At 40.2% G+C, this 22,233-nt stretch carries 9 protein-coding genes; 3 read left to right on the top strand and 6 right to left on the bottom strand.

Annotated features, from left to right (window positions below; genetic code table 11):
* Nucleotides 1–3: 3 nt before the first annotated feature.
* From I5349_RS09525 to I5349_RS09550, 6 genes are all read right to left on the bottom strand, one after another.
* Nucleotides 4–7,743: a DUF6443 domain-containing protein gene (locus I5349_RS09525; protein WP_226390531.1), complete on the bottom strand. Its 7,740-nt coding sequence runs from the start codon at nt 7,741–7,743 to the stop codon at nt 4–6.
* The gene (locus I5349_RS09530) at nt 7,740–8,183 is read right to left on the bottom strand and encodes a hypothetical protein (RefSeq protein ID WP_226390532.1); all 444 of its coding nucleotides are present in this window, start codon (nt 8,181–8,183) and stop codon (nt 7,740–7,742) included. Before I5349_RS09530 ends, I5349_RS09525 begins: the two co-directional genes overlap by 4 nt.
* Nucleotides 8,180–9,226, bottom strand: coding sequence for a hypothetical protein (locus I5349_RS09535; RefSeq protein WP_226390533.1), 1,047 nt, complete (start codon nt 9,224–9,226; stop codon nt 8,180–8,182). The genes I5349_RS09530 and I5349_RS09535 overlap by 4 nt, the downstream gene beginning before the upstream one ends.
* The gene (locus I5349_RS09540; RefSeq protein WP_226390534.1) at nt 9,219–12,311 is read right to left on the bottom strand and encodes an RHS repeat domain-containing protein; all 3,093 of its coding nucleotides are present in this window, start codon (nt 12,309–12,311) and stop codon (nt 9,219–9,221) included. Before I5349_RS09540 ends, I5349_RS09535 begins: the two co-directional genes overlap by 8 nt.
* 1 nt (nt 12,312) lies before the next feature.
* Nucleotides 12,313–15,792 carry a hypothetical protein gene (locus I5349_RS09545; protein WP_226390535.1) on the bottom strand — a complete coding sequence of 1,160 codons (3,480 nt, stop codon included), beginning with the start codon at nt 15,790–15,792 and terminating at the stop codon, nt 12,313–12,315.
* 738 nt (nt 15,793–16,530) lie between these two features.
* Complete coding sequence (locus tag I5349_RS09550) at nt 16,531–17,046, bottom strand: hypothetical protein (RefSeq protein ID WP_226390536.1); 516 nt, start codon at nt 17,044–17,046, stop codon at nt 16,531–16,533.
* Nucleotides 17,047–17,380: 334 nt separating this feature from the next.
* Here I5349_RS09550 and I5349_RS09555 point away from each other — a divergent pair, with 334 nt between their 5' ends.
* The 3 genes from I5349_RS09555 to leuS all read left to right on the top strand — a co-directional run bounded on the left by I5349_RS09555 (nt 17,381) and on the right by leuS (nt 22,216).
* Nucleotides 17,381–18,280: a mechanosensitive ion channel family protein gene (locus I5349_RS09555; protein WP_226390537.1), complete on the top strand. Its 900-nt coding sequence runs from the start codon at nt 17,381–17,383 to the stop codon at nt 18,278–18,280.
* A 137-nt stretch (nt 18,281–18,417) separates the two neighbouring features.
* On the top strand, nt 18,418–19,323 hold the full coding sequence (locus I5349_RS09560) for an outer membrane beta-barrel protein (RefSeq protein ID WP_226390538.1): 906 nt from the start codon (nt 18,418–18,420) through the stop codon (nt 19,321–19,323).
* 115 nt (nt 19,324–19,438) lie between these two features.
* Entirely contained in the window at nt 19,439–22,216 is a 2,778-nt protein-coding gene (gene leuS / locus I5349_RS09565) for a leucine--tRNA ligase (protein WP_226390539.1), read from the top strand.
* Nucleotides 22,217–22,233: the final 17 nt, after the last annotated feature.

The following is a 22,233-nucleotide window of genomic DNA, read 5'->3' on the forward strand; positions in this document are numbered from 1 at the left end:
ACATTAATCCATTTTATAAGTTTTCCCAGTAGTTACGGTTCTTGACATCTCACTTGCTCTATTTGAACCTATAGGATTTCTAGTATTTAAAACTTTATCACTTTGAGCTCCAACACCATCGGTAGCATTATTTAGTTGGCGTTGTTCAAAAACTTCCCTGTCAACTTTTTGTCCCTTGACTTCTGTAACCTTTACATCTACTATTTCGTCAGATTTGAACTTTGCAGATTTATTGTGTTGCTTCAATCTCTTACCAACATCTTTCGATTGTCCAATGTATTTTTTACCACTTTTGGTAGTAATCTCATAAATACCAGAAACACCTTTTGTTGCATCTATAAGATTATATAATTTTTTACCAAGTCTTACACCTTTGCCTAAATCACCAACAACAGGTATCATTGCAGCAGCACTTATTCCTGCATTGACATAATCTCCCTGTGCTAAATAAATTAATGCATTGGCTCCATCAGCTATTTCTCCAACAACAGGAATAAAGCCAACAATATCCAAACCTGTTTGAACCCAACTAACCCAATTTGAAGATTCTTTCTTTTTCTTCGCAACTACAACAACTTCATCTAACAAAATAGGTGCAATTTCTGGTTCTGGGTCAGTATCATTGATAACATCATTCCCTGAAATAGCATCACTAACCATCATTCCATCAGGGTCTATATACCTGATAGGATTATTCATAGTATAATTGTAAGGACTCCAGCTTTCGTATAAATCAGCTAAAGGGTCTATAGTCGTCCAACGTGCTATTATTGGGTCATACATCCTAGCGCCATAGTCTAGCCAGCTAGTCTCCTCTTGCTTCTCTTTCCCATTGTAGAGATACCTCTGAGCAGTCATCCCACTGGCATTGCTCTGATAAGTCTCCAAACCAAATGGATAGTAACCTGTCTCTTGCAGCAGTGGCCCATGCGCCAGCTCCACCCGCATATCGTCAAAGAACACCTCGGACACCTGTCCGCTCTCATTCGATAAATATACAAAAACAAATCCAGATTTGCTGATCGTGAGGTCAGCCGATAGTGTCTCATGTGTGCCCGTAGTCCCATCCGTCTGTCCTGCCACACTCACTTGTCTAAAGCCCATGTCCACTAAGGTCATCTGCTCATCAAAGACGAGGTAGTTGAGATAGGCTCTCGGAATACTCGTATCGCTATTGCCCGTAAAGATAGGCCCTGACATAAAGAGATCTCCAAACAACTCATACAGGTCTGACTGCTCTGGCGCACTCTCTATCCCAAAGCTGTTCAAGAAGCCTGCTGCCATGTAGCTACCAATATCCGTACTCGCTGCTCCCGGATCTATCTGAGGATAGATGGCTTTCACACTGAGCTTGACCGTATCTCCTGCCATCACTTGCAGGGATTTGCTCAAGCCTATGATCTCTCCTTCTACACCACTGAGTCGTAGGGATTGGTTACCGCCTGGGGTGCTATTGTAGTGGCTGTTAGAGATGATGGTTCCTCCGTCTCCAAAGTCCTCAGGGGTTTGCTCTAAGTCTGCCTGTGCCACTTCCACACTTGGATTGGTGGTGTAGCTCACTCGTACATTGCCCAAGTGATCCTTGAGGAAGTATTCATAGCTCAGTCCATTGTCAAAAGTGATCCTTCCCTCTTCATGCAAGATCAGCTGTAGCGTGTCTGACTCATAGACCAGCTCCCCTGTATAGTCGGTCTTGCGATCCGTATCAGGCCCCACACTCCACTGCTGTAGCTTCTGACCTGTCGCACTGTAGAGGTAGTTGATCTGTCTGCCATCTCCGAAGTACACCGTATCAGGGAGGTTGAGATGGTTATAGCTGATCTCTACGATGTTTTTATTAAGGTCTGCTATGAGATTGCCATTGCTATCATAGACATAGTCATCATTAGTCGTATTGCCATCTTTAAAGCCCTTATCGTTTTGACTATAATCCGTTACTGCCAATAGTTGATTGCTATAAGCCGCATTAGTCCCATAGTCATAGCGTAAGCTATCGATCACAGTTCCAGCCTGATCTTTTCTATTGAGTGTTAAGATATTGCCATTGGCATCATAGCTGTAGCTTGTTTGTAAAGCCGTAGTCGTACTAGTCCAGTTGCTTGAAGTTCTAAGATCAGCGTTGGTCAATCGATTAAGGAAGTCATAACTGTAGCCATAGCCTAGGGAGACATCTCCCAAGTCTCTACTCCACTTCATCGCACTGATGTTACCATTGTACTGACCTTGACTGCCTAGTCCTAGGTTATCATCATAGCCCAGTTCCATTCCGAAGTAATCCGCTGCCGCAGCACCCTCTTGACGGAGGTCTGCATGGTTGATCCTCGTCAGCCAGCCTCTGATATTATAGCGATAGTCGATGCTTTGAGCATAGCTGCCAGAAGTACCGTGCTGGTGTTTCGTCACGACTTCTCCTAGTGCATTGTACTCATTAGCCGTGAGTGTCACAATATCACCATTATCGACTTGGTGCTGTACGCTGAGCAGTCTACCTGCTGGATCATACTGGAAGCCACGAGTGATGTTTACCGCCCCACCATAGGTTGTCTTACTAGCCATCACCTGTGGATTGATGAGGTTTTTGTAGCGAGTAGAACTACGCTCTTCTTCATCTAAGTGATTGTTCTTCACCACTTGCACCACTCTTTGACGCTCATCATAGTAGTTAACTACTTCAATAAACTTCTCAGTAGCTAGGACACGCTCTTTACTACCTGTTACCAGATTGATTGTTCTTGTGCTGAAGCTATTTGGAAGACCTGTCAGGTGAGTGCCCTGATAGTTCATATTCAAGCCGCCTGTATTCTGTAGTTTGCTCTTGAACTGATAGTCATCATAGTAGCTCACTGTATAGACTGTTACATCTTGTGTAGGGAAGGCATCATTGCTATAGCCATGATCTCCTGCGCCTGTATAACGTTCGCTGATAGTAGCAGCTACCTGTGCGGCCATGTCTGCTTGACTCATCACGCTTGCTGCCTGATACATACCCGTCATGACAGCCCTATTCAGTCCATCATATTTGGTATAGAGCCATAGACTATCCTTTCTTTGCTCAGCATCTTGGGTCAGCACCAGTCTATCTCTTTTGTCATAGACCATATAGGTCTTACCTGCCCCAGGAACTTCTTTGGTGATCATGCGCTTTCTGCCATCATAAGTATAGCGATATGCCCACTTGCTCAGGAAGCTTTGCTGATCAGTCACTGACTGCCCATGATACTGGGTATCCAACAGCTTCACAGCTTGCGGAGGAATCACCACTGCCAATTGATCAAAGACATCATAGACATAATAGGTCATCGTTTCCTCTCCAGCCTTCTTGATTTTCTTGGCCAGTGTTTTACCCATCTTGTCTACATAGCTGATTGTGATGGTTTGCTCCTCATCGATCATTTGATCTGCCTTGAGCTGATTGGCTGCATAGTAGTTGAGGTTACCTACTGTTCCCGCAGTCACTACTTGATAGACTGGGTCATAGCTAAACTGCAATACTTCTTGTGCTTGATTGAAAGCATACACATAGCTCATTGCATGCGTTCCATCTGCCTGCCACGCTGCCCCAGGATTACCCTGCTTCAGTGGTCTGTTGAGCGGAGATGGCTCAAAGATAGTCGTAGCATAAGGCATCGCATCTGCTGCTAGCTTAGCAGTTTCCCCTAGGCTATAGAACGCTTCATGAGGACTTCCTGTATAAGTACCAGTTGGCCCAGTCAGGATATCGGATTTGAAGAAGCCATTAGATTGGTTGCTCACCATTGGTAAGTATTTCTTCGCTTCTCTTCCTAGAGCATCATAGACCGTTGGTGTTACGATATCATGACCCGTTGGAGAACTCGCAGTACTTACTGTCTGCATCAGCCTACCCAAGCCATCAAAATATTGGATGGTCTGCTCATTTTGTGAGCGATCTAGGGAGGCAATCATCCCTTCATCTTTGATACTGTCGGCTAAGATGGTATTGCTGATGATATAGTTTAGGTTTTGAGCACTTACCCCAGCGCTCACCGTGATGCTAGGCGTTGTGTAGCTTTGTCCTGCTTTGGTTACACTCAATGTATAGACGCCTGGCTGGGTAGCCGTGTAGGTGGCACTTGTCCCTACTACTGGTGTACCTTCTCTAGACCATTGATAGCTGTCATAGGTGTAAGTCGCAGAGGAGCTCAACACGGTGGCTTGTCCCATAGACAACACGCCACCATTAGTGGCTGCTATAGTAGTCGTTGGATAGACCGTCACCGGTACGGCTACCCGAGCACTCACACAATTATTGGCATTCTTAGCACGTACGTATCTAAATGTAGTACTGCTTGCACTGGCTGTAGCTGTATAAGAGGTTCCTTCAGCCAAGACTGTCGTACTAGAGCTTGTGCTAAACCATTCATAAGTAACCCCAGGCTGTGGATTGCTGATGCTTATTGTAACAGAACCTGCGCCAAAACGACTATTACCAGTAAAGCTGATGCTATTGGATGGCAAGGCATTTACGGTGATAGTTGCACTTCCTGACATGGTGCGAATACAACCATTTGTTGAAGTCGCTACTACAGTGTAAGTACCAGCAACAGTTTGATTACCAAAATTCAGAGCACTCCCTGTACCTGAAAGTGTAGAAACTGTAGTGCTTCCTCTTTTCAGGGCATAACTAATACCACTTTGCGAACCTGATAGCGTGACTGGTAAACCAGCATCACCCGTACAGAATGCGCCTCCTCCTCCAACACTGAAATTAGTCGGTAATGTATTGATAGTAATAGTCGCAGAACCACTCATCGTTCTCACACAACCTGTAGTAGCATTCGTAGCCACTACGGTGTATGTACCTGAGCTTGGCTGTACCCCAAAGTTTAAGGCATTCCCTGTACCAGGAAGGGTAGTAACAGTAGTACTTCCTCTTTTCAAGGTATAGTTCACCCCGCTCTGCGAATCAGATAAAGTAACAGCGGGCGGACTCTCTCCAGAACAGATAGTTCCTCCTCCTCCTACCGTATAGGCGGTTGGCAAAGGATTAACCGTAACCGTAGCCGTGCCCGACATCACCCTTGTACAACCAGTATTTACATTGGTAGCTTCTATGGTATATGTACCAGCGTCATTATGACCTGTAAAGTTTAAAGGATTACCCGTTCCTGCAAATTGATTGACAGTAGTACCATTTCGTTTCAAAGCATAATTCACTCCAGTCTGAGAACCAGACAAAGAAATGGTCAATCCACCACCTCCAGAACAAATAGTTCCACCACCACTAGTGGTGTAATTATTAAGTGGGTCATACATTCCTATTGATGCACTACCCGTCATATCAACACTACAACCAGCAGCATTTGTAGCGACAACTGTATAGGCTCCAATGCCAGATTGTACCCCAAAATTAAGAGCACTTCCATTTCCTGGCGCTGAACTAACAGTCTCACCCCAAAGCTTTAATAGATAAGTGACTCCACTTTGAGATCCTGATAATGTAATTGGTAAACCTGCATCTCCAGAACAATATACACCTCCGCCTCCTACTGTGAAGGCTGTAGGCAATGAGTTAATAGCCACACTGGCTGAACCAGTCATAGTCCTTACACAACCAGTTGATGAATTACTAGCGTCTACTGTGTATGTACCTGCAGTTGTCTGATAACCAAAATTAAGAGCACTACCTGTTCCACTTAGATAAGACACTATTGTACCGTTTCGCTTGAGAGCATAAGTAATTCCAGACTGTGAGCCTGATAGTCTCACTTCATTACCATCTTCACCAGCACAATGTGCACCTCCTCCAAATACAGTATAGTTAGTTGGCAATGCATTCACTGTGATTACTGGTGATCCACTCATCAGGATCGAACAGCTTGTAGTCGCATTTGTGGCTAATACGGTATAAGTACCCGCAGTTGTTTGAGGATCGAAACTAAGCGCACTTCCAGTACCAGACTTTGTAACGACATTAGTCCCATTCCTTCTCAAGGTATAATTGACCCCTGATTGTGACCCTGATAGGCTGATTGATAGACCTGCCTCTCCTGAGCAGATGCTTCCTGCACCGCTAACAGTATAGGACGTAGGGGCATTATTAATCGTAACATTTACAGAGCCCGTCATATTGCGAGCACAGCCCGCTGAACTTGATGCTACAACAGTATAAGTACCTGATGTATATTGCTCTCCAAAATCAATGACGCCTCCTGTTCCAGAAGCATTCGTTACCAAAACACCATTTCTTCGAAGACTATAAGTAACACCGATTTGAGAACCTGATAAAACTATGGGATTTGTATTTTCCAATGTACAAGCAGTTCCCCCACCACTTAAGGTATAAACATTGGGTAGAGGATTCACCGTGATTACTGGTGATCCACTCATAACCCTTGTACACCCCGTAGTCGCATTTGTGGCTAATACCGTATAAGTCCCAGCAGTTGTTTGGGTAGCAAAACTTAATGCCCCGCCATTACCCGATAATGTAGTCACATTACTGCCATTCCTTCTTAATGTATAGTTTATTCCACTCTGAGAGCCTGATAGTGAAAAGCCAAATCCACTCCCACCTGAACAGTAACTACCACCACCACTCAGTGTATATAAGTTAGGTGTTGGATTAATCGTCACAGAGGCAGAACCACTCATCGTACTGGTACATCCCGTTGTTGCATTGGTAGCAATCACCGTGTAAGTCCCACTAACAGTTTGAGCTCCAAAGTTGAGAGAACCTCCTGTACCTGACATATTTTTAACAAATGAGCCATTCCTCCTTAAAGAATAGGTTACTCCTGATTGTGAGCCTGAAAGTGTCACACCCACACCACTATCAGACGCACAGACTGTACCACCACCGCCAACTGTGTAAATGGTAGGCCTTGGTTGGATAACAACAGAAGCAGATCCAAACATTAGAATATTACACCCAGCTGGGCTTATTGCTTGAACAGCATAGGTGCCAGATACAGATTGTGGACTAAATACTACTATTCCTCCGTTGCCTGTTTTAGATTCTACTAACCCACCAGATCTAATTAACTGATAGGTATAACCACTTTGAGATCCTGACAAACTAATTGGAACACTTCCTCCAGAGCAGACTGACCCTCCTCCTTCTACTGTATATCTTGTTGGAGGACCACTAATCGTAACTTGAACAGGTATTTTAGTAGTTGTACAAGTACCCGCAGCATAAGCTAAGTAATATGTTTTATTGGATGATAAGCTAGGCGTGGTAAAATTTTGACTACTTGACAACAAAGTCGTTTGATTGCTATCATACCACCTGTAACCAAATCCCGAAGGGGCATTCCCTGCCGTTAATGTTACACTCCCAGTACCACATCTACTACCAGGACTTGCTGTGGGTGTTATTCCATCACATGAGGGGCCCACACTGACTTGATAGCTAGCATAGTAGTAGTCATAAAAATCTGAAGCCTCATACATAATAGTAGAAACTCCTTGATTAGGAAAAATAATATTAACGTTACCATATCCACCACCAAATGGATCCTGATAAGCTCCATTGGTTGCTAACCAAGATTCTGTCAAACCAAATGGAGGCATTACTGTGCTTCCAAATTGATCCATGTAATAAGCATAATACGTGTTACTCGTATTCTGACTTACTGAACCATTTCCGAAGATATAGACCGAGTAACCTTGCCCCCCTCCCCCAGGATCTCCTCCTGGGTCAATCTCAAATTGTCTTGCATATACATTTGTTGCTTGAAGAGATGCCAGCAACACTATGGTTAATATATAAAGCTTTCTCATAAATCATCCCTTTTAAAAATCAACAAATTGGTCATCCCACGACCTTCTCTTTGCGGTTTAAGCACCAGCTTTTTATCCTCTACAGAAAGAATGTCAAAAAGTACTTCCTGCGCTCCAAACTTCACCTTTAATACTGCTCCATTGAGCTCCCAAGTACCCTCTTGGCTATTAGTTTTTCCTGCTGCATACCAAGTAGACCGGAAAGCACTTTCACTAAAAATGAATTTCCTAGAAGCAGTAGTCTCTCGAAAATGAGACTTCTGTACCGCAGGAATCGTATCATACTGTGCCTTGATCGCTGGCTTCATAGAAGCAATGACTTTATCAACATCCATTTGCCACTCCCCAAATAGATCTGCACGTTCGTAACTTGTTCCCTGCGCTTGTGCTAATATGGTTGTGAATAAAAAAAGCACTAAAAAAAGGTAAATCTGTCTCATATTCGATGTTTCTTTAAGTAATAGCCAATTTTAAAATTTAACCTAGGACCCAACTGTGGACTGGGTTCTTTGATCAAGCGGTACAAAGCTCCCATGTAAAAGGTCTGACCTTTTACTGCTATCTGCTTCATATATCCCACTTGATAGTTGAATGGACGAAGATTCAAGCCTTTATCCAAGGCATGTGATCCTTCTTGATAGGTATTGATGATTTGAAACCGTAAGAAATTTGCTTTCGCCACGCGGTAGCTAACACTCGCTCCTAAGCCATAGATATATGGATCAAAGTATGCTTGCTCAAACTGTTGCGAGTAAGTCATGCGATAATGACCAAATAGGCCAATCATCCAATTTTTATCGAGGTAGTAGCTAAACTCTGGACCAATCTCTAATGCCATATCTTCTCCAAAATAGGGCTGTAAAAGAAGCCCAGGATAGAAGCGGTCTTTGAAAGGCTTATCTGCTAAACTTTGTCTTTTCTGAAGCTTCAACTCTCCTTTAGCATCTTGCACCATCTGATACTTCATCTTCAATTCTGCCAGCTGCTGCTGTGCAGCCAAAAGCTGCTGTTGATACTGTGCAAAGTATGGCTCATTAGACAAGGATTTCATCGCCTCTTGCTGGGTATAACTTTTGAAATAATCTGCCCCAACAGCTTCCTTTTGTATCTGTGCAGGCAGATAGCGACTGGTCTTTTGCGCTACCGCTTGATCTATATTATCCCAATCCAATTCTTTGAGTTGATTAAACTCAGAAAGCCCCTGCTGACCAATGGATTTTCCTTCTACATACCAGTCTTGGTCTAAGGCTACCCTGGATTCTAGGGTATTAAAAGCTCGTCCAGATTTACTGAATTGATTCTTGATGAAATTTCTCCTTGCAACACTGTCAGGCCATTTCAAAGTCTTTAAATCGTTTAACTTATCTGCATACCCTTCATACTGCTTCAATACAGCTGGCTCTTGGCTAAGCACAGACTGTTGTGCATAGCCAGTATGATAGCCGAAAAGCAAAAGAACGATATAGCTGAACAACTTATTCATTCCCAGCACTGTAATAGTTGTATTCAAACTGTTGCAGGATATTCCCCTTCTCATCCTTGATGCACTTCAATCGCTGGGCATAATCATACTCATAGTACACCGTCACATGATTGGCATCTGTCATGCTAGTAACACCGACCAAGGGATCATAGGTATAAGTAGACATTTGTGAACCTACTGGATGTAGCCTTACTTCATCTATTAAAATATTATTGCCTGATATAGTGATGGATGCACCTGTAACTTGTCTTCTAATCAATTGCCATTCACTGGTAAGCGTCTCCGTCTGACCCATAAAAGTCCATGGCTGGGATCCTGAAGCTGCCTTAGCCCAAAAACTTAACTCATAGGTAGCTGAGGCTAAGCCACTTTTTGAAATCGCACCACTTGATAGATCATAAACTCGCCTTCCCGTTTTAGAGGAAGAGCTCTCTATTGAAGAACCCGTATAGCTCCAACCACCCTTTTCCTGAGTCTCAAATGATGTAATTGCCACGGTAGCATTAGTACAGTTGCTACATTGCATGACAGGATATAGTCCATTATAATCATATAGGTTTGTATAAGGCACATCGTCTACTCGGTAACTAATCAAATTCCCAAACCTATCATCAAAAACAGTATTTGAGAGCTTCTGCTCAAGGTTACTAGAAGATGAAGCAGGATTATCAGAAGGAAAAGAAAAAGACACTGGCTCCGTGATATCAAATATATAAGACCCTGATGGAACGAATCTATTTGATCCTATTCCTTGTACTTCTTTCATTGTTTTCGCAACACCTTGATAAACCATTCCATTGGTAGCATAAGTCTCTATAACAGGTTCGGAATAAATATGATTATTGACCATATTTTGATACACGGGATCATCAAAATGATAGGCATATCTTATAGACTTTGAGTATTCAGTGCCATCACTGTTATTTACTTTCTCTGAAATGAGCGTTGCTTGAAGTGAATCATAGCTTAAGTCAACAATAGATTCTAGATAGCTTCCATCACCTGTTGAACTATAAGACCTAGAGATCTTTTTGACAGGTGCCAAAAATGCAGAGTAGTAATAATAAAACCTCCAATCAAATTGAGCTGGATAAAAAATGTTGTCAAAAGTAGCCTCAATTTCTGGCTCTCTTTGTGTTGCGCGAAGGGCTCTTCTTATTGGCTGATTATGAGAAGGAACTAGACTTGGAGGAGAACCTTCCAACTCGGTATGAAGACGGTATACTGTACTATCAGAACTTACCAACCGATAGCCAAACTCTTGTGAATAACTGTAATATTCATTTTTAAGTGGGAGACCAGAATAGACTGATTCGTCAGTTTCAAATACCAATGCATTGGGTAACCCAATAATATTATGTTTAGAGGTAAAATAGTGACTTATTTTCCCATTACTTTCACCTGTGATGTATTCATCAACTTGAGCATATTTGATTGATCTTGGCCATATAGCTTCCAAAGCAGACGGACTGCTAGTGATAATCGCGTAATCACATGCAAGAGCTAAATACCCCAATTCATTATGACTTTGTCTTTGTCTTTTGGTTTGTACGAACATATAGTCAAACAACATCCCCTGAGATATATCACCGTAATATTCGTAGCCTTTTGATAATAACAAAGTATTGTCTTGATCATAATTATTGATAGTCTTAACCCTTGCACCCCCTACAGGATTTCCTTCATATGCAAAGGTTGAATAGCCGCCAGTAGGATAAATGATTTTATTCATTAAACCCACAGATGCAAAGATTTGGTTTACCTGTCTATTTGCTCCACTATATGTGATAGGATAACCATTAATGCTAGGCAAAAAGGTGCTTGACCCAAGACCGTTATAATAGCCATAATAGTCTTGAGAAAAATTTAATCGACCTGGTAATCCTCCATTATAATCAAACTGATAAACTTGTTCACTATCTACTACAACAGAGTCTAAAACAAGGCGTTGGGCTGTATAACTAGGTACTTCAAGGGCTGGATGACTTAACAGGGGGCCATTAACATAACTTTGATATAAATCTACAACCTTGATAATTTGATTGTACAAAGAATCACTCAAAACGTCAGGAGTTGCATCATACTTTACAACTATTTGTTTTAATGCATTAGTACCTGGTAAATCTAATCTAGATTCGGTGTTGTATTTAAACTCAACTAAATGCCCTCTAGTTGACCTAATTTGTCTAAGTCTACTACTTGAAACGCTATTGTTTACTACACAAATAGTGTAATCATACTCTGTAGGAATCTGACAACCTAAACCTAGAGTGGTCATTTCATAGACCGTCTCATTTACTGAACTAGCATAACTGTAAAAAATATTTTCATAATCGAACCAAACAGTATCTTGGCTAGCAGTTATTACTTTTGTTAAAAAATTCGCATTGCTTGAATATTCAGTCAAGCAAGTCGTATTTAAAGCTCCTGGGCAGAGACTTGTTACAAATGCCCCTTCACCTGCCTCAAAAAAATATTGATTACCTTTATCATCAATAGCTGAATACTGAGAAAACTTCATATTCTCAAATGGGTAAGGAATTAACGAGCCTTCATCATCGTAAAATAATTTACCCGATTTACCCAAAAAATTAAAGCTAAACATGTCTGGCTCTAGATCCTCACAATACTCTAATCGGTACTTCATCCATTCATAATCTTCAAAATTGGATGAATAGTCATTTGGATTAAAAGATTGGTAAGAATCTGGAAAAACATAATTAAATCCATCATAATCAACTCTTCCTTTTGAAGATTTATTGATTACGCCACCAGCATTCAAACTCCAACTGAGTCCTACATCAGAAGAAACCTCTTCTACTTTTACACCACCTGAAAAATAATCTAAGGAGATAGGTACTGTTAGACCAGGAAGTGAGATTGTGTGAATAGTTACACTGATCTTGGTAGTACCGCTAGCAATATCTACGGGAGTATTACTGAAGTTTAGTAAACCTGATACATTTGGAGTGGTCACATTAACTTCTGTAACTGGACTAAGTAAAGGATCTCCAAGTCCTTGTCTAGCCATTATAGAGCCCATAATCGAAAAAGAAAAGATAATCGTCAATAAAAGTCTCATCATATCATTCCTCATTAGAACTGTAATAGTTGTATTCAAACTGTTGCAGGATATTTCCCTTCTCGTCCTTGATGCACTTCAATCGCTGGGCATAATCATACTCATAGTACACCGTCACATGGTTAGCATCTGTCATGCTAGTTACACCCACCAAGGGATCATAGGTGTAAGTAGACATCTGTGAACCTACTGGATGTAGCCTGACTTCATCTACTAAAATATTGCTACCTGATATAGTGATGGATGCACCTGTAACTTGTCTTCTGATCAATTGCCATTCAGTAGTAAGCGACTCGGTTTGACCCATAAAAGTCCACGGCTGGGATCCTGAAGCTGCCTTAGCCCAAAAACTTAACTCATAGGTAGCTGAGGCTAAGCCACTTTTTGAAATCGCACCACTTGATAGATCATAAACTCGCCTTCCCGTTTTAGATGATTCACTCTCTATTGAAGAACCCGTATAACTCCAGCTACCTTTGTCTTGGGTCTCAAATGATGTAATTGCAAAAGATAAAGCCTTGTCATGATTCACTAACTTTGCTAGCAAATAATTACCTGTTTGATCCCAAGAATATGAACTTTCGTTTCCTTTGGAATCAATGTTTATTGGTATAGCGTCTACACCATATGTTATAAAGTAATCATCATAAAAAGACAAATCACCCCTATCTAAATTGTCTAAAAGCTGATAACTATTATCATTTGGCTCATTTAGCTCCCAGCTTTTACTTAAATTTAAATTATCAAATTCCTTATAACTTGATCTAATAAGAGAATATCCAGATACAGAAGATTTAAATTCATAACTCTCTACCATTTGATTTATCATAAAACTACTTTTTAATGAATCGAGAGTAGTATCTTCAAGATCAATAGAGTATTTATTGATTAATATTAGATCTTGATCATTTGATAAACTAGAAACTATCTTCCTAGGTAAAAAATTAACAGGTTCATCTTCGTATGTAAATTGCTCTTCAAGAACTAATTGGCCATCCGAATGATATTCAGTCGTTACTTTACTAAGCAATCGATTCCAACCCGACTTCAGGATATAGGTTTTATCTAAATAACAATTATATACACTATTATCTGACTGTTTTTGAAATCCTGCAACTACAAAACTAAATGGAAAACTGTTAAAAGACTCTTCATATAAGTAGTTTTCCTTATTTAAAAGGGTGAAATTGGTGCCACTAGTTTTATAAAAAGCTGTCTCCAATAAATTACCTGATTCCCAGAAAGAATAATAAGAGGGCACAAACGGATAATTTCTAGGATCAGATATATCTTGATCTAATAATAACTCATTAGGTGGGACGGTCTCATACTTATAAGAAACATAACCATTCGATGTAGAGTCACTATTAAATATAGTTACATTAGAATAACCAATAGGAGATCCGAAATGAACAAAATTATTTTTTGAACTTTGGAAAACATAGGGTAAATTATCATTAGCATAAAAAATATGATTGAATATCGGCAAATCGTAGAGTACACCTGATTCTTTCCCCAAAGAATCTAAATAATTGTATCTAAGTGTTTTTAAAGTATCTAAGTCTGAATCCAAATGCGTTATAGATTTTACCCTCAAGCCAGGGCCTAAAATACGATCTGGTAAAGAATCCCCCTGAGTGAAATATGTTACTCTCCCTCTGGCATAATCAGAAAAATTATTATCACTATATATAGCTCTTGTTTTAAGTTGATATTCTCCTGATTGAAGATATAAAAATTCTTGAGATGAACCTACCTCACTAAAAGTATTTATGACATTATAAATATTATTTTCTTTTTTTTCGAGTATTACAGCAGGAAAATTATTGGGATTAATGTTTTGAGAAATACCCGAATTATTAATAATAATCTCTAACTTTATTGTTTGATCATTATCTAAGGAAAAATTCAAAGAATCTAAAGTGAAAAATTCCCCCTCGCTACTACCAAAAGCCTCACTTACATTTACTTGATCAATTAATTCAAAGTTTCCAAAGTTCTCCTCAACATAGTCATGAGTCAATTCAAATTTGATTGAAGGAAAGTTACCACAATAATCAAAGTCTGTAAAAAGTAAACCATCAAAAAGCCGATGATAATTAGACTTGGATAAGTAATTATTTTCAAATTCAAATACAGTTGATCCTCCAGTTGGATACGTTATCTTATTGAGAGTACCAATCTTAGTATAATCAGCATTAGGAGATCGATCTCCTCCATTCGCTCTATACTTAAGATCAATAATTTGGCCTCCATTAATGGAATAAGCCAGAAACATAGTCGAGGTATTCAATAAAGAAGTATTATCCGCTCCATTATAATATTCCCAAAAGTCTCTGCTCAAAGAATTAGTAGCTGGTGTAATACCTTGCTGATAATCAAAAATATAAGGTGGGCTTATTTCTGCATTATTTTGCAGTGGCTGTATTGATAACAACCTGAGTTTTCCACTCCCTTGATAATAGTCAAAATGAAAATCGAATCCTTGTTTTAATTCAAAAGACATATCATAGAGATCCTTTGCATAAAAACTGATATTTTGAAGAAATTTAGAACTAGGAAGATCTTGTCTAAAATTTTCTGATAGATTAAATACCACTTTTGATGTTGGTGAATTGATTTCCCTCAATACCTTAGAGTTATAAGAGAGAATAATATCGTATGGACTTGTATATGTTTCAATTTGATTTGATAATGGTGAGGTACTTCTATTCTCTGTCTTTATTTTGTAAGCATCATACTCCATTTGATCACTGTAAACAAATGTAATTTTATGATCTGGATATCTTGGAGAAAAAATTTCCGATAAATACCAAGAAGAAGTAAAGGTTAGTGAAGGCTTATTACCACTACTTGGAATTGTCGTTTGTTCTAAATCATTAAATGTATAGACAGTTCCAGATGGCGCAGTGATCTTAAACCAATCTGTAACTCCTGGTTTACCCTCTATTTTAAAGCTTTGCTGAGGGACTATAACTACATCTCCAAGCTCGTTATAAAAAAACTTCCCTTGTCCTTCAGGAAAATTAAAAATAAAAATATCAGCTTCTTTGTCTACTAAGCCTTCTTCTATCTCGTCCAGTAAATTGTTATATGAAAAAGGGTCTAATACTTGTGGAATGCTTATACCTTGATTAAAGTATCCATCAATATGTTCATCTGGAAGTTTTCTCATCACTCTATTAATCACCCCTCCTGATAATAGACTCCAGTTAGTCCCAACCCAGCCTGACACAGATGTCACTTTTATACCAGATGCATCATATGAAAGGGAAATTGGAACCGTCAGATCGCGATGAGTAATCTGACCTAGAGGAATACTGATATTAGGCTTACCTGAATAATTAGATACAGGAATGTCGCCAAAAGCACCTAATGAATTCGCTGAAGGAGAAGTTGGAACCTTATCGGTAATTCGACTACTCTGAGCAATAGCATTATTGGATACGACAATAGATATTAATAGAAAATAAAGGTATTTCATGAATTAATTTCGCATTAATATTTCCTCGTAATTATGAAAAATATTTTATGCATCAAAAAATATTTTCTCACTTAAACAATATTTTTTCTCAAAATACGTATTCCTTAAAATTTAGAGGGTTTTCGAACTTAAAAAAAAAAAATATAATTTTATATAGACAGATATAAATAGCCTTATAATAGGAATAATTAGACATTTACAGGATAAACAAGGGAATATACCCCTTGAACAAAATGCTTATTCACTTAGAATTTGAATACCATTACTAAAAAATATGAAAATGAAATTTTGAATTATACAAATTCATCCAACTCACTTTTCAAAAATTTCACCCGTCTAACACCCCTTTACACCACCTCGTAGAGACGACCATTGATGGCGTCTCTATTGATGGCATTTCCATCCATATGATCCCCTTTCATTTTAAAGACCATACCAATTGCAATTCAGCTAGTTCAATGAAACCCCGCCTGCATTGTCACCCTGACGAAGGAAGGGTCTCGGACTACCGAGGCTGCTGACCTACCACCATCAACTGGTCGCATTTATCTCCCGAAAGGACGGCCTGTCTCCCTAAGGATTGATTTACCTGCTAGAGGGAGGGGTTTAAACTGATGAAACTATTTATAAACGTACAATACATCGTCTTCGCAGTGGAGCTCCAAAATACCAAGAGCGAATAACTGATAGTTATTCCTTTGAGAGTTGGTCTGAGATAAGAAGTATTTTATTACTAATTTATATTTTACCCACGGAAAATCTAAAGCTATAAATCCAAAGAGAAATGCAACTAACCACAAATAAAAATGAGATCAATGCAAATTTCCATTTCTCATTTGTTGACAGTTTATCGAGCTTTTTGAAGTATTTAATATATTTATCATGGCGAAACACCAACATGTAACATACTAAAAATGATATCAAGCCATATACTAAAACATGTATAGGTTTGACTAAAAAACGTACTTCTAAAAGTCCAAAAAAAGTGCTTGATAAACCCCAAATTAAAAAGGATGAAATAATTACTATTCCACAACCCGATATAATTATACCAAAACCGAACCTTTCATCTGTCCAAACTTTATTTACAACATTGAGATAAGTTGTCCCTTTTTCTTCAAATTTTCTTTTAACAGCAGGGATCTTTCCTATTAGTGTAAAAGGATTTATTTTATTAAACAGTATGTGAAGCTTTTTATCTGTCTTGAATATACAATAATGCAATATATTCAACCATATTTCAATCTTTCTCATAATATCATTTACTATTTTAACGACCATGATATTGATTTACTTCTTTTTACCCATTTCTGCACAATAATAGTCTCCTGCTAGGCCGAAATCATAATCAATATAAATAGAATCTATTAAATATTCAGCACTCCAACTAGACTTATCCCCTAGTCTTCCCCTACTTATCCCCTAGTCATCGGCTAGTCTTCCTCTAGTCATCCCCTAGTATTAGATTACTTTCCAGGATTTTTGACTCGTCAATTAGGCGAACTTCTTTACCCAAAAGCCAAACACCATAACTTCTTTTTCTCTTATCAACCAAAATATCCTATATTGAAACCTATACCTTAAAAACATGGAAGAAATAGATCAAATCATAGATGAAGGAGGCTCTGAGATCATCGAGTGGATACAAAGCGTCCTCGATTACACCTTATTCAATCTAGGCAAAACACCTATCACCGTCAGCTTTTTAGTCTTTTTCCTAGCCAGTATCTTTTTTGTTTTTTTCTTGGCAGAGCGCCTACGAAGACTCATCACAGGTAGACTACTTAAGCGCTATCAATTAGATCCTAGTACCAACCAGTCCATTGGCACCATCACCAAATATGTATTTGTGTGCCTCGGTCTTTTCATCGTATTGCAGTCTTCGGGCATTGACCTGAGTTCATTGACTGTCCTAGCAGGTGCACTAGGGGTAGGTATCGGTTTTGGCTTGCAAAACATCATGAACAACTTCATCTCAGGGATCATCATCCTCTTTGAGAGACCCATCAAGATAGGTGATCGCATAGAAGTCAATGGCGTCTATGGAGACGTAGTACAGATCAATGCCCGCTCTACAGAGATCATCACCAATGACAATATTTCCATCATTGTCCCAAACTCTGAATTCATCTCCTCCAATGTCATCAACTGGAGCCATAATGAACGAAGAGTAAGATTCAACTTCCCCGTAGGTACTGCCTACAACTCGAACCCTACACATGTCAAGCGCATCCTCATAGAAGTGGCCATGCAAAATGAAGGCGTGCTCAAAGAACCTGCACCCGATGTGCTTTTTGATGAGTTTGGAGACAATAGCCTCAATTTCATCCTGCGTGTCTGGTCTATCGAATACATCAACAAACCCGCAGTACTCAAAAGCCAGCTCTATTACGAGATATTCAAAGCTTTCACAGCAGAAGGAATTGAGATCCCATTCCCACAGAGGGATATCTACATCAAGTCAGGGGCTGAAAACTTAAAAGGGTAAAATTCTTATATATTGGATAAAATGTCTTTTATATCGAAAAATTGCCATTTTATCCGAATGAAATTTTATACCACACTTAATTGCATATTAAATATATAAACCTAATTTTGTAAGAGGTACAACCCTAAGCATTGCCAATGAAAAAGCATTTACTTTTAGTTTTAACCTTTCTGACGATCACCACCCTTTCAGCCTATTCCCAAAACTTTTATAGTTTAAGAAAAGACAGAAAATTTTCAGCAGTATTTGGCCTTGGTTCTGCGATCTATTTTGGGGACTTGTACGATCCTATTGATGGTTTTCAGTCACGCTATGGGCTCAACATCGGAGCAAAATACCGCGCCAATGAAAGAGTAAACCTTCGTGGAAACCTATTTTTCTACAACATCGCTGGAGATGATGCCAAAGCAGCTCCTCAAAGCTTAAGACAACCTAGAAACCTGAATTTCACCTCCAACAACATGGAGATCACAGGGATGGTAGAGATCAATCTCCTACCTACCAACAGGGGTTTTATTGATAGAGCTGTAGTCAATCCATACCTATTACTCGGTGCGGGGATCACGACTGTCAATCCTACTACTGTCATCGAGGGAGAAAGGATCAAACTCAGAGATGTAGAAACAGAGGGCGTACGCTATGGCCCTATCGCCATCGTCCTACCAGTTGGTCTGGGAGTCAAATACAAAGCTTCTCCATACATGGATGTATTTGCTGAGGCTGTGTATCGATTCACGACTACTGACTACCTAGATGATGTCAGTGCTTATGATTATAGTTTTATAACAGATTTCTTGGATGATACAGAGCGTGTATCCGTATCTTACAGATGGATAGGGCCGCAATACTATGAAGATGGTACCTATCAAGGTCCTGGGCAAGGATTCCCTGACCTAGAAAATATAAATGAAAGAAGAAGAGGTAATCCTGAATCAAAAGACGGCTATCTAGCCATCACTTTTGGAGTAGAGATCTTTATTCCACAAGGCTTCTTTAGCGGAGGGGTTTGGGGTAGCAAGTACAAAGGTCCCAAGTTCAGGTAAATCCACTCCGCACAGACGATATTTTAAGCCTTCTTCGGAAGGCTTTTTTCTTGGTTTCCTAAGCCAAATAAAACCAAACTACTATTTTTGCAAATCAAATCAACGCAACTCACAGATGTCAGCATACAATTTCAGCAGCATAGAAAAAAAATGGCAAAAGTACTGGGCAGACAACAGCACTTTCAAGACTGCCGATACCTCAGATAAACCTAAATTCTATTCCCTGGATATGTTTCCCTATCCTTCTGGAGCAGGGCTGCACGTAGGCCACCCACTAGGATACATAGCTTCTGACATCGTCTCTAGATATAAGCGCCAAAAGGGCTTCAATGTCCTACATCCCATGGGATTTGATGCCTTTGGTCTGCCAGCAGAACAGTACGCCATACAGACAGGGCAACACCCAGCCATCACGACAGAAGAAAACATTGCGCGCTATAAAGAGCAATTGAAAAATATCGGTTTCTCCTTTGACTGGGACAAAGAAGTGAAAACCTGTGATCCGAGCTATTACAAATGGACGCAGTGGATCTTCATGCAGTTATTTGATAGTTGGTATAACAGTGCGACTGACAAAGCGGAACCGATCACTACACTCATCCAAGAGCTAGCGCAAAAGGGCAATGCCCATATCCAAGCAGCCTGCGATGAAGACACGCCTACCATCACAGCTGCAGAGTGGAATGCCATGTCTGAAGCAGATCAGCAGCGTTTACTATTGAAATACAGACTAACTTTCCTAGCCAATACTACCGTCAACTGGTGTCCAGCACTAGGCACCGTACTATCCAATGATGAAGTAAAAGATGGCTTCTCAGAGAGAGGAGGACATCCTGTCATTCGCAAGAACATGATGCAATGGTCTATGCGCATCACTGCTTATGCTGAGCGACTGAGAAGTGGGCTAGACACCATCGATTGGCCAGAGCCTGTCAAGGAAATGCAGCGCAACTGGATAGGTAAATCTCTCGGTGCAGAGCTAGTATTTGAAGTATTGAATAGTACAGAAAAGATCAAGGTATTCACTACCAGAATAGATACCATTTTTGGAGTAACCTTTCTAGCACTAGCACCTGAAAGTGAATTGGTAGATGCACTCACTACCCCAGAGCAAGCCAAGGAAGTCAATGACTATGTAGCCATAGCCAAAAACAGGTCTGAGCGTGAGCGTATGACAGAGGTCAAGCGCATCTCTGGTGCCTTCACAGGTGCTTATGCGATCAATCCTTACAATGGGGAGCAAATTCCAATCTGGGTAGCGGATTATGTCCTAGCAGGCTACGGTACAGGAGCAGTGATGGCCGTCCCTGCGCATGATAGCAGAGATTATGCTTTTGCTAAGCATTTCAACTTGACCATCAGACAAGTAGTAGCCGGTGGCAATATCGAAGAAGAAGCGCATGATGCCAAAGAAGGTAAAATCATCAATAGTGACTTCTTGAATGGATTAGAGGTCAAAGAAGCCATCCAAAAAGCCATCGAATTTGCTGAGGCAAAAAAGATTGGTAAAGGGAAAGTCAACTTCCGCATGCGTGATGCCATCTTCACCAGACAGCGTTACTGGGGGGAGCCACTACCTGTATATTTCAAAGAAGATATCCCTTATCTCATCGATGAAAAAGATCTACCACTCATCCTACCTGAAGTGGACAAATACCTTCCTACAGAAGAAGGCGAGCCTCCACTAGGCAGGGCTAAGAATTGGGTGTATAAAACAGCAGAAGGTGAATTTCCACTAGAGCGGAGCACCATGCCAGGCTGGGCAGGATCGAGTTGGTACTTCTTCCGATACATGGACAGTCAAAATGATAAATCATTCTGTGCGGCAGATATCCAAGCTTATTGGCAGAATGTAGACCTCTACATCGGAGGTGCAGAGCACGCTACAGGACACTTACTATACGCCCGATTCTGGACCAAATTCCTCTACGACAGAGGCTTTGTGACAGTAGAAGAGCCTTTCAAAAAGCTCATCAATCAGGGCATGATACAGGGCAGATCCAACTTTGTGTACAGGATCACTGGCACCAATACTTATGTAAGCCACGGACTAAAAGACCAATATGACACTACACCTATTCACGTGGATGTCAATATGGTGGAAAATGATGTCCTAGATCCTGAAACTTTCAAAAAATGGAGACCTGACCTAGCCAATGCAGAATTTATCTTGGAAGATGGCAAACTGATCTGTGGATGGGAAGTAGAGAAAATGTCAAAGTCTAAGTACAATGTGGTCAATCCAGATGATATCATTGAGCGATTTGGAGCAGATACCTTGAGACTTTATGAGATGTTCTTAGGCCCACTGGAGCAGTTTAAACCTTGGAATACCAATGGTATAGATGGCGTGCACAAGTTCTTGAGAAAGTATTGGAAGTTATTCCATGATGAGCAAGGTAACTGGTCTGTAAGCGAAGCTACCCCAAGCCAAGAGGAACTCAAATCCCTTCATAAAACAATCAAAAAAGTAGCTGAAGACATAGAGCGGTACTCCTTTAATACTTCTGTCAGTACTTTCATGATTTGTGTCAATGAACTGAGCGCCTTGAAGTGTAATAAGCGTGCTATTTTGGAGCCTTTGACCTTAGTGATGGCTGCTTATGCGCCACATATCACAGAGGAAATCTGGTCGCTACTGGGTCATAATAGCTCTATTTCAGAAGCACCATATCCAGCTTATGAAGAGCAATATCTAGTAGAGAATGAACATGAGTATCCTGTCTCTATCAATGGCAAAATGAGGGCTAAAGTAAAACTACCGCTTTCACTGACCAATCAGCAAATAGAGTCTGAAGTCATGGCAGTAGAGGAAGTGATCAAGTGGTTGGAAGGAAAATCCCCTAAAAAAGTGATCATCGTCCCAGGTAAGATCGTCAACATCGTGATCTAAAAATAAAAATCCGAGGC

Source organism: Penaeicola halotolerans (assembly GCF_016464625.1).
GTDB lineage: Bacteria > Bacteroidota > Bacteroidia > Cytophagales > Cyclobacteriaceae > Penaeicola > Penaeicola halotolerans.

Bases quoted from the DNA above. Each gene is read 5' to 3' on its own strand.
- I5349_RS09550 (WP_226390536.1), bottom strand. From the start codon at position 17,046: ATGAGAAAGATTGAAATATGGTTGAATATATTGCATTATTGTATATTC.
- I5349_RS09540 (WP_226390534.1), bottom strand. From the start codon at position 12,311: ATGATGAGACTTTTATTGACGATTATCTTTTCTTTTTCGATTATGGGC.
- I5349_RS09545 (WP_226390535.1), bottom strand. From the start codon at position 15,792: ATGAAATACCTTTATTTTCTATTAATATCTATTGTCGTATCCAATAAT.
- I5349_RS09535 (WP_226390533.1), bottom strand. From the start codon at position 9,226: ATGAATAAGTTGTTCAGCTATATCGTTCTTTTGCTTTTCGGCTATCAT.
- I5349_RS09555 (WP_226390537.1), top strand. From the start codon at position 17,381: ATGGAAGAAATAGATCAAATCATAGATGAAGGAGGCTCTGAGATCATC.
- leuS (WP_226390539.1), top strand. From the start codon at position 19,439: ATGTCAGCATACAATTTCAGCAGCATAGAAAAAAAATGGCAAAAGTAC.
- I5349_RS09525 (WP_226390531.1), bottom strand. From the start codon at position 7,743: ATGAGAAAGCTTTATATATTAACCATAGTGTTGCTGGCATCTCTTCAA.
- I5349_RS09560 (WP_226390538.1), top strand. From the start codon at position 18,418: ATGAAAAAGCATTTACTTTTAGTTTTAACCTTTCTGACGATCACCACC.
- I5349_RS09530 (WP_226390532.1), bottom strand. From the start codon at position 8,183: ATGAGACAGATTTACCTTTTTTTAGTGCTTTTTTTATTCACAACCATA.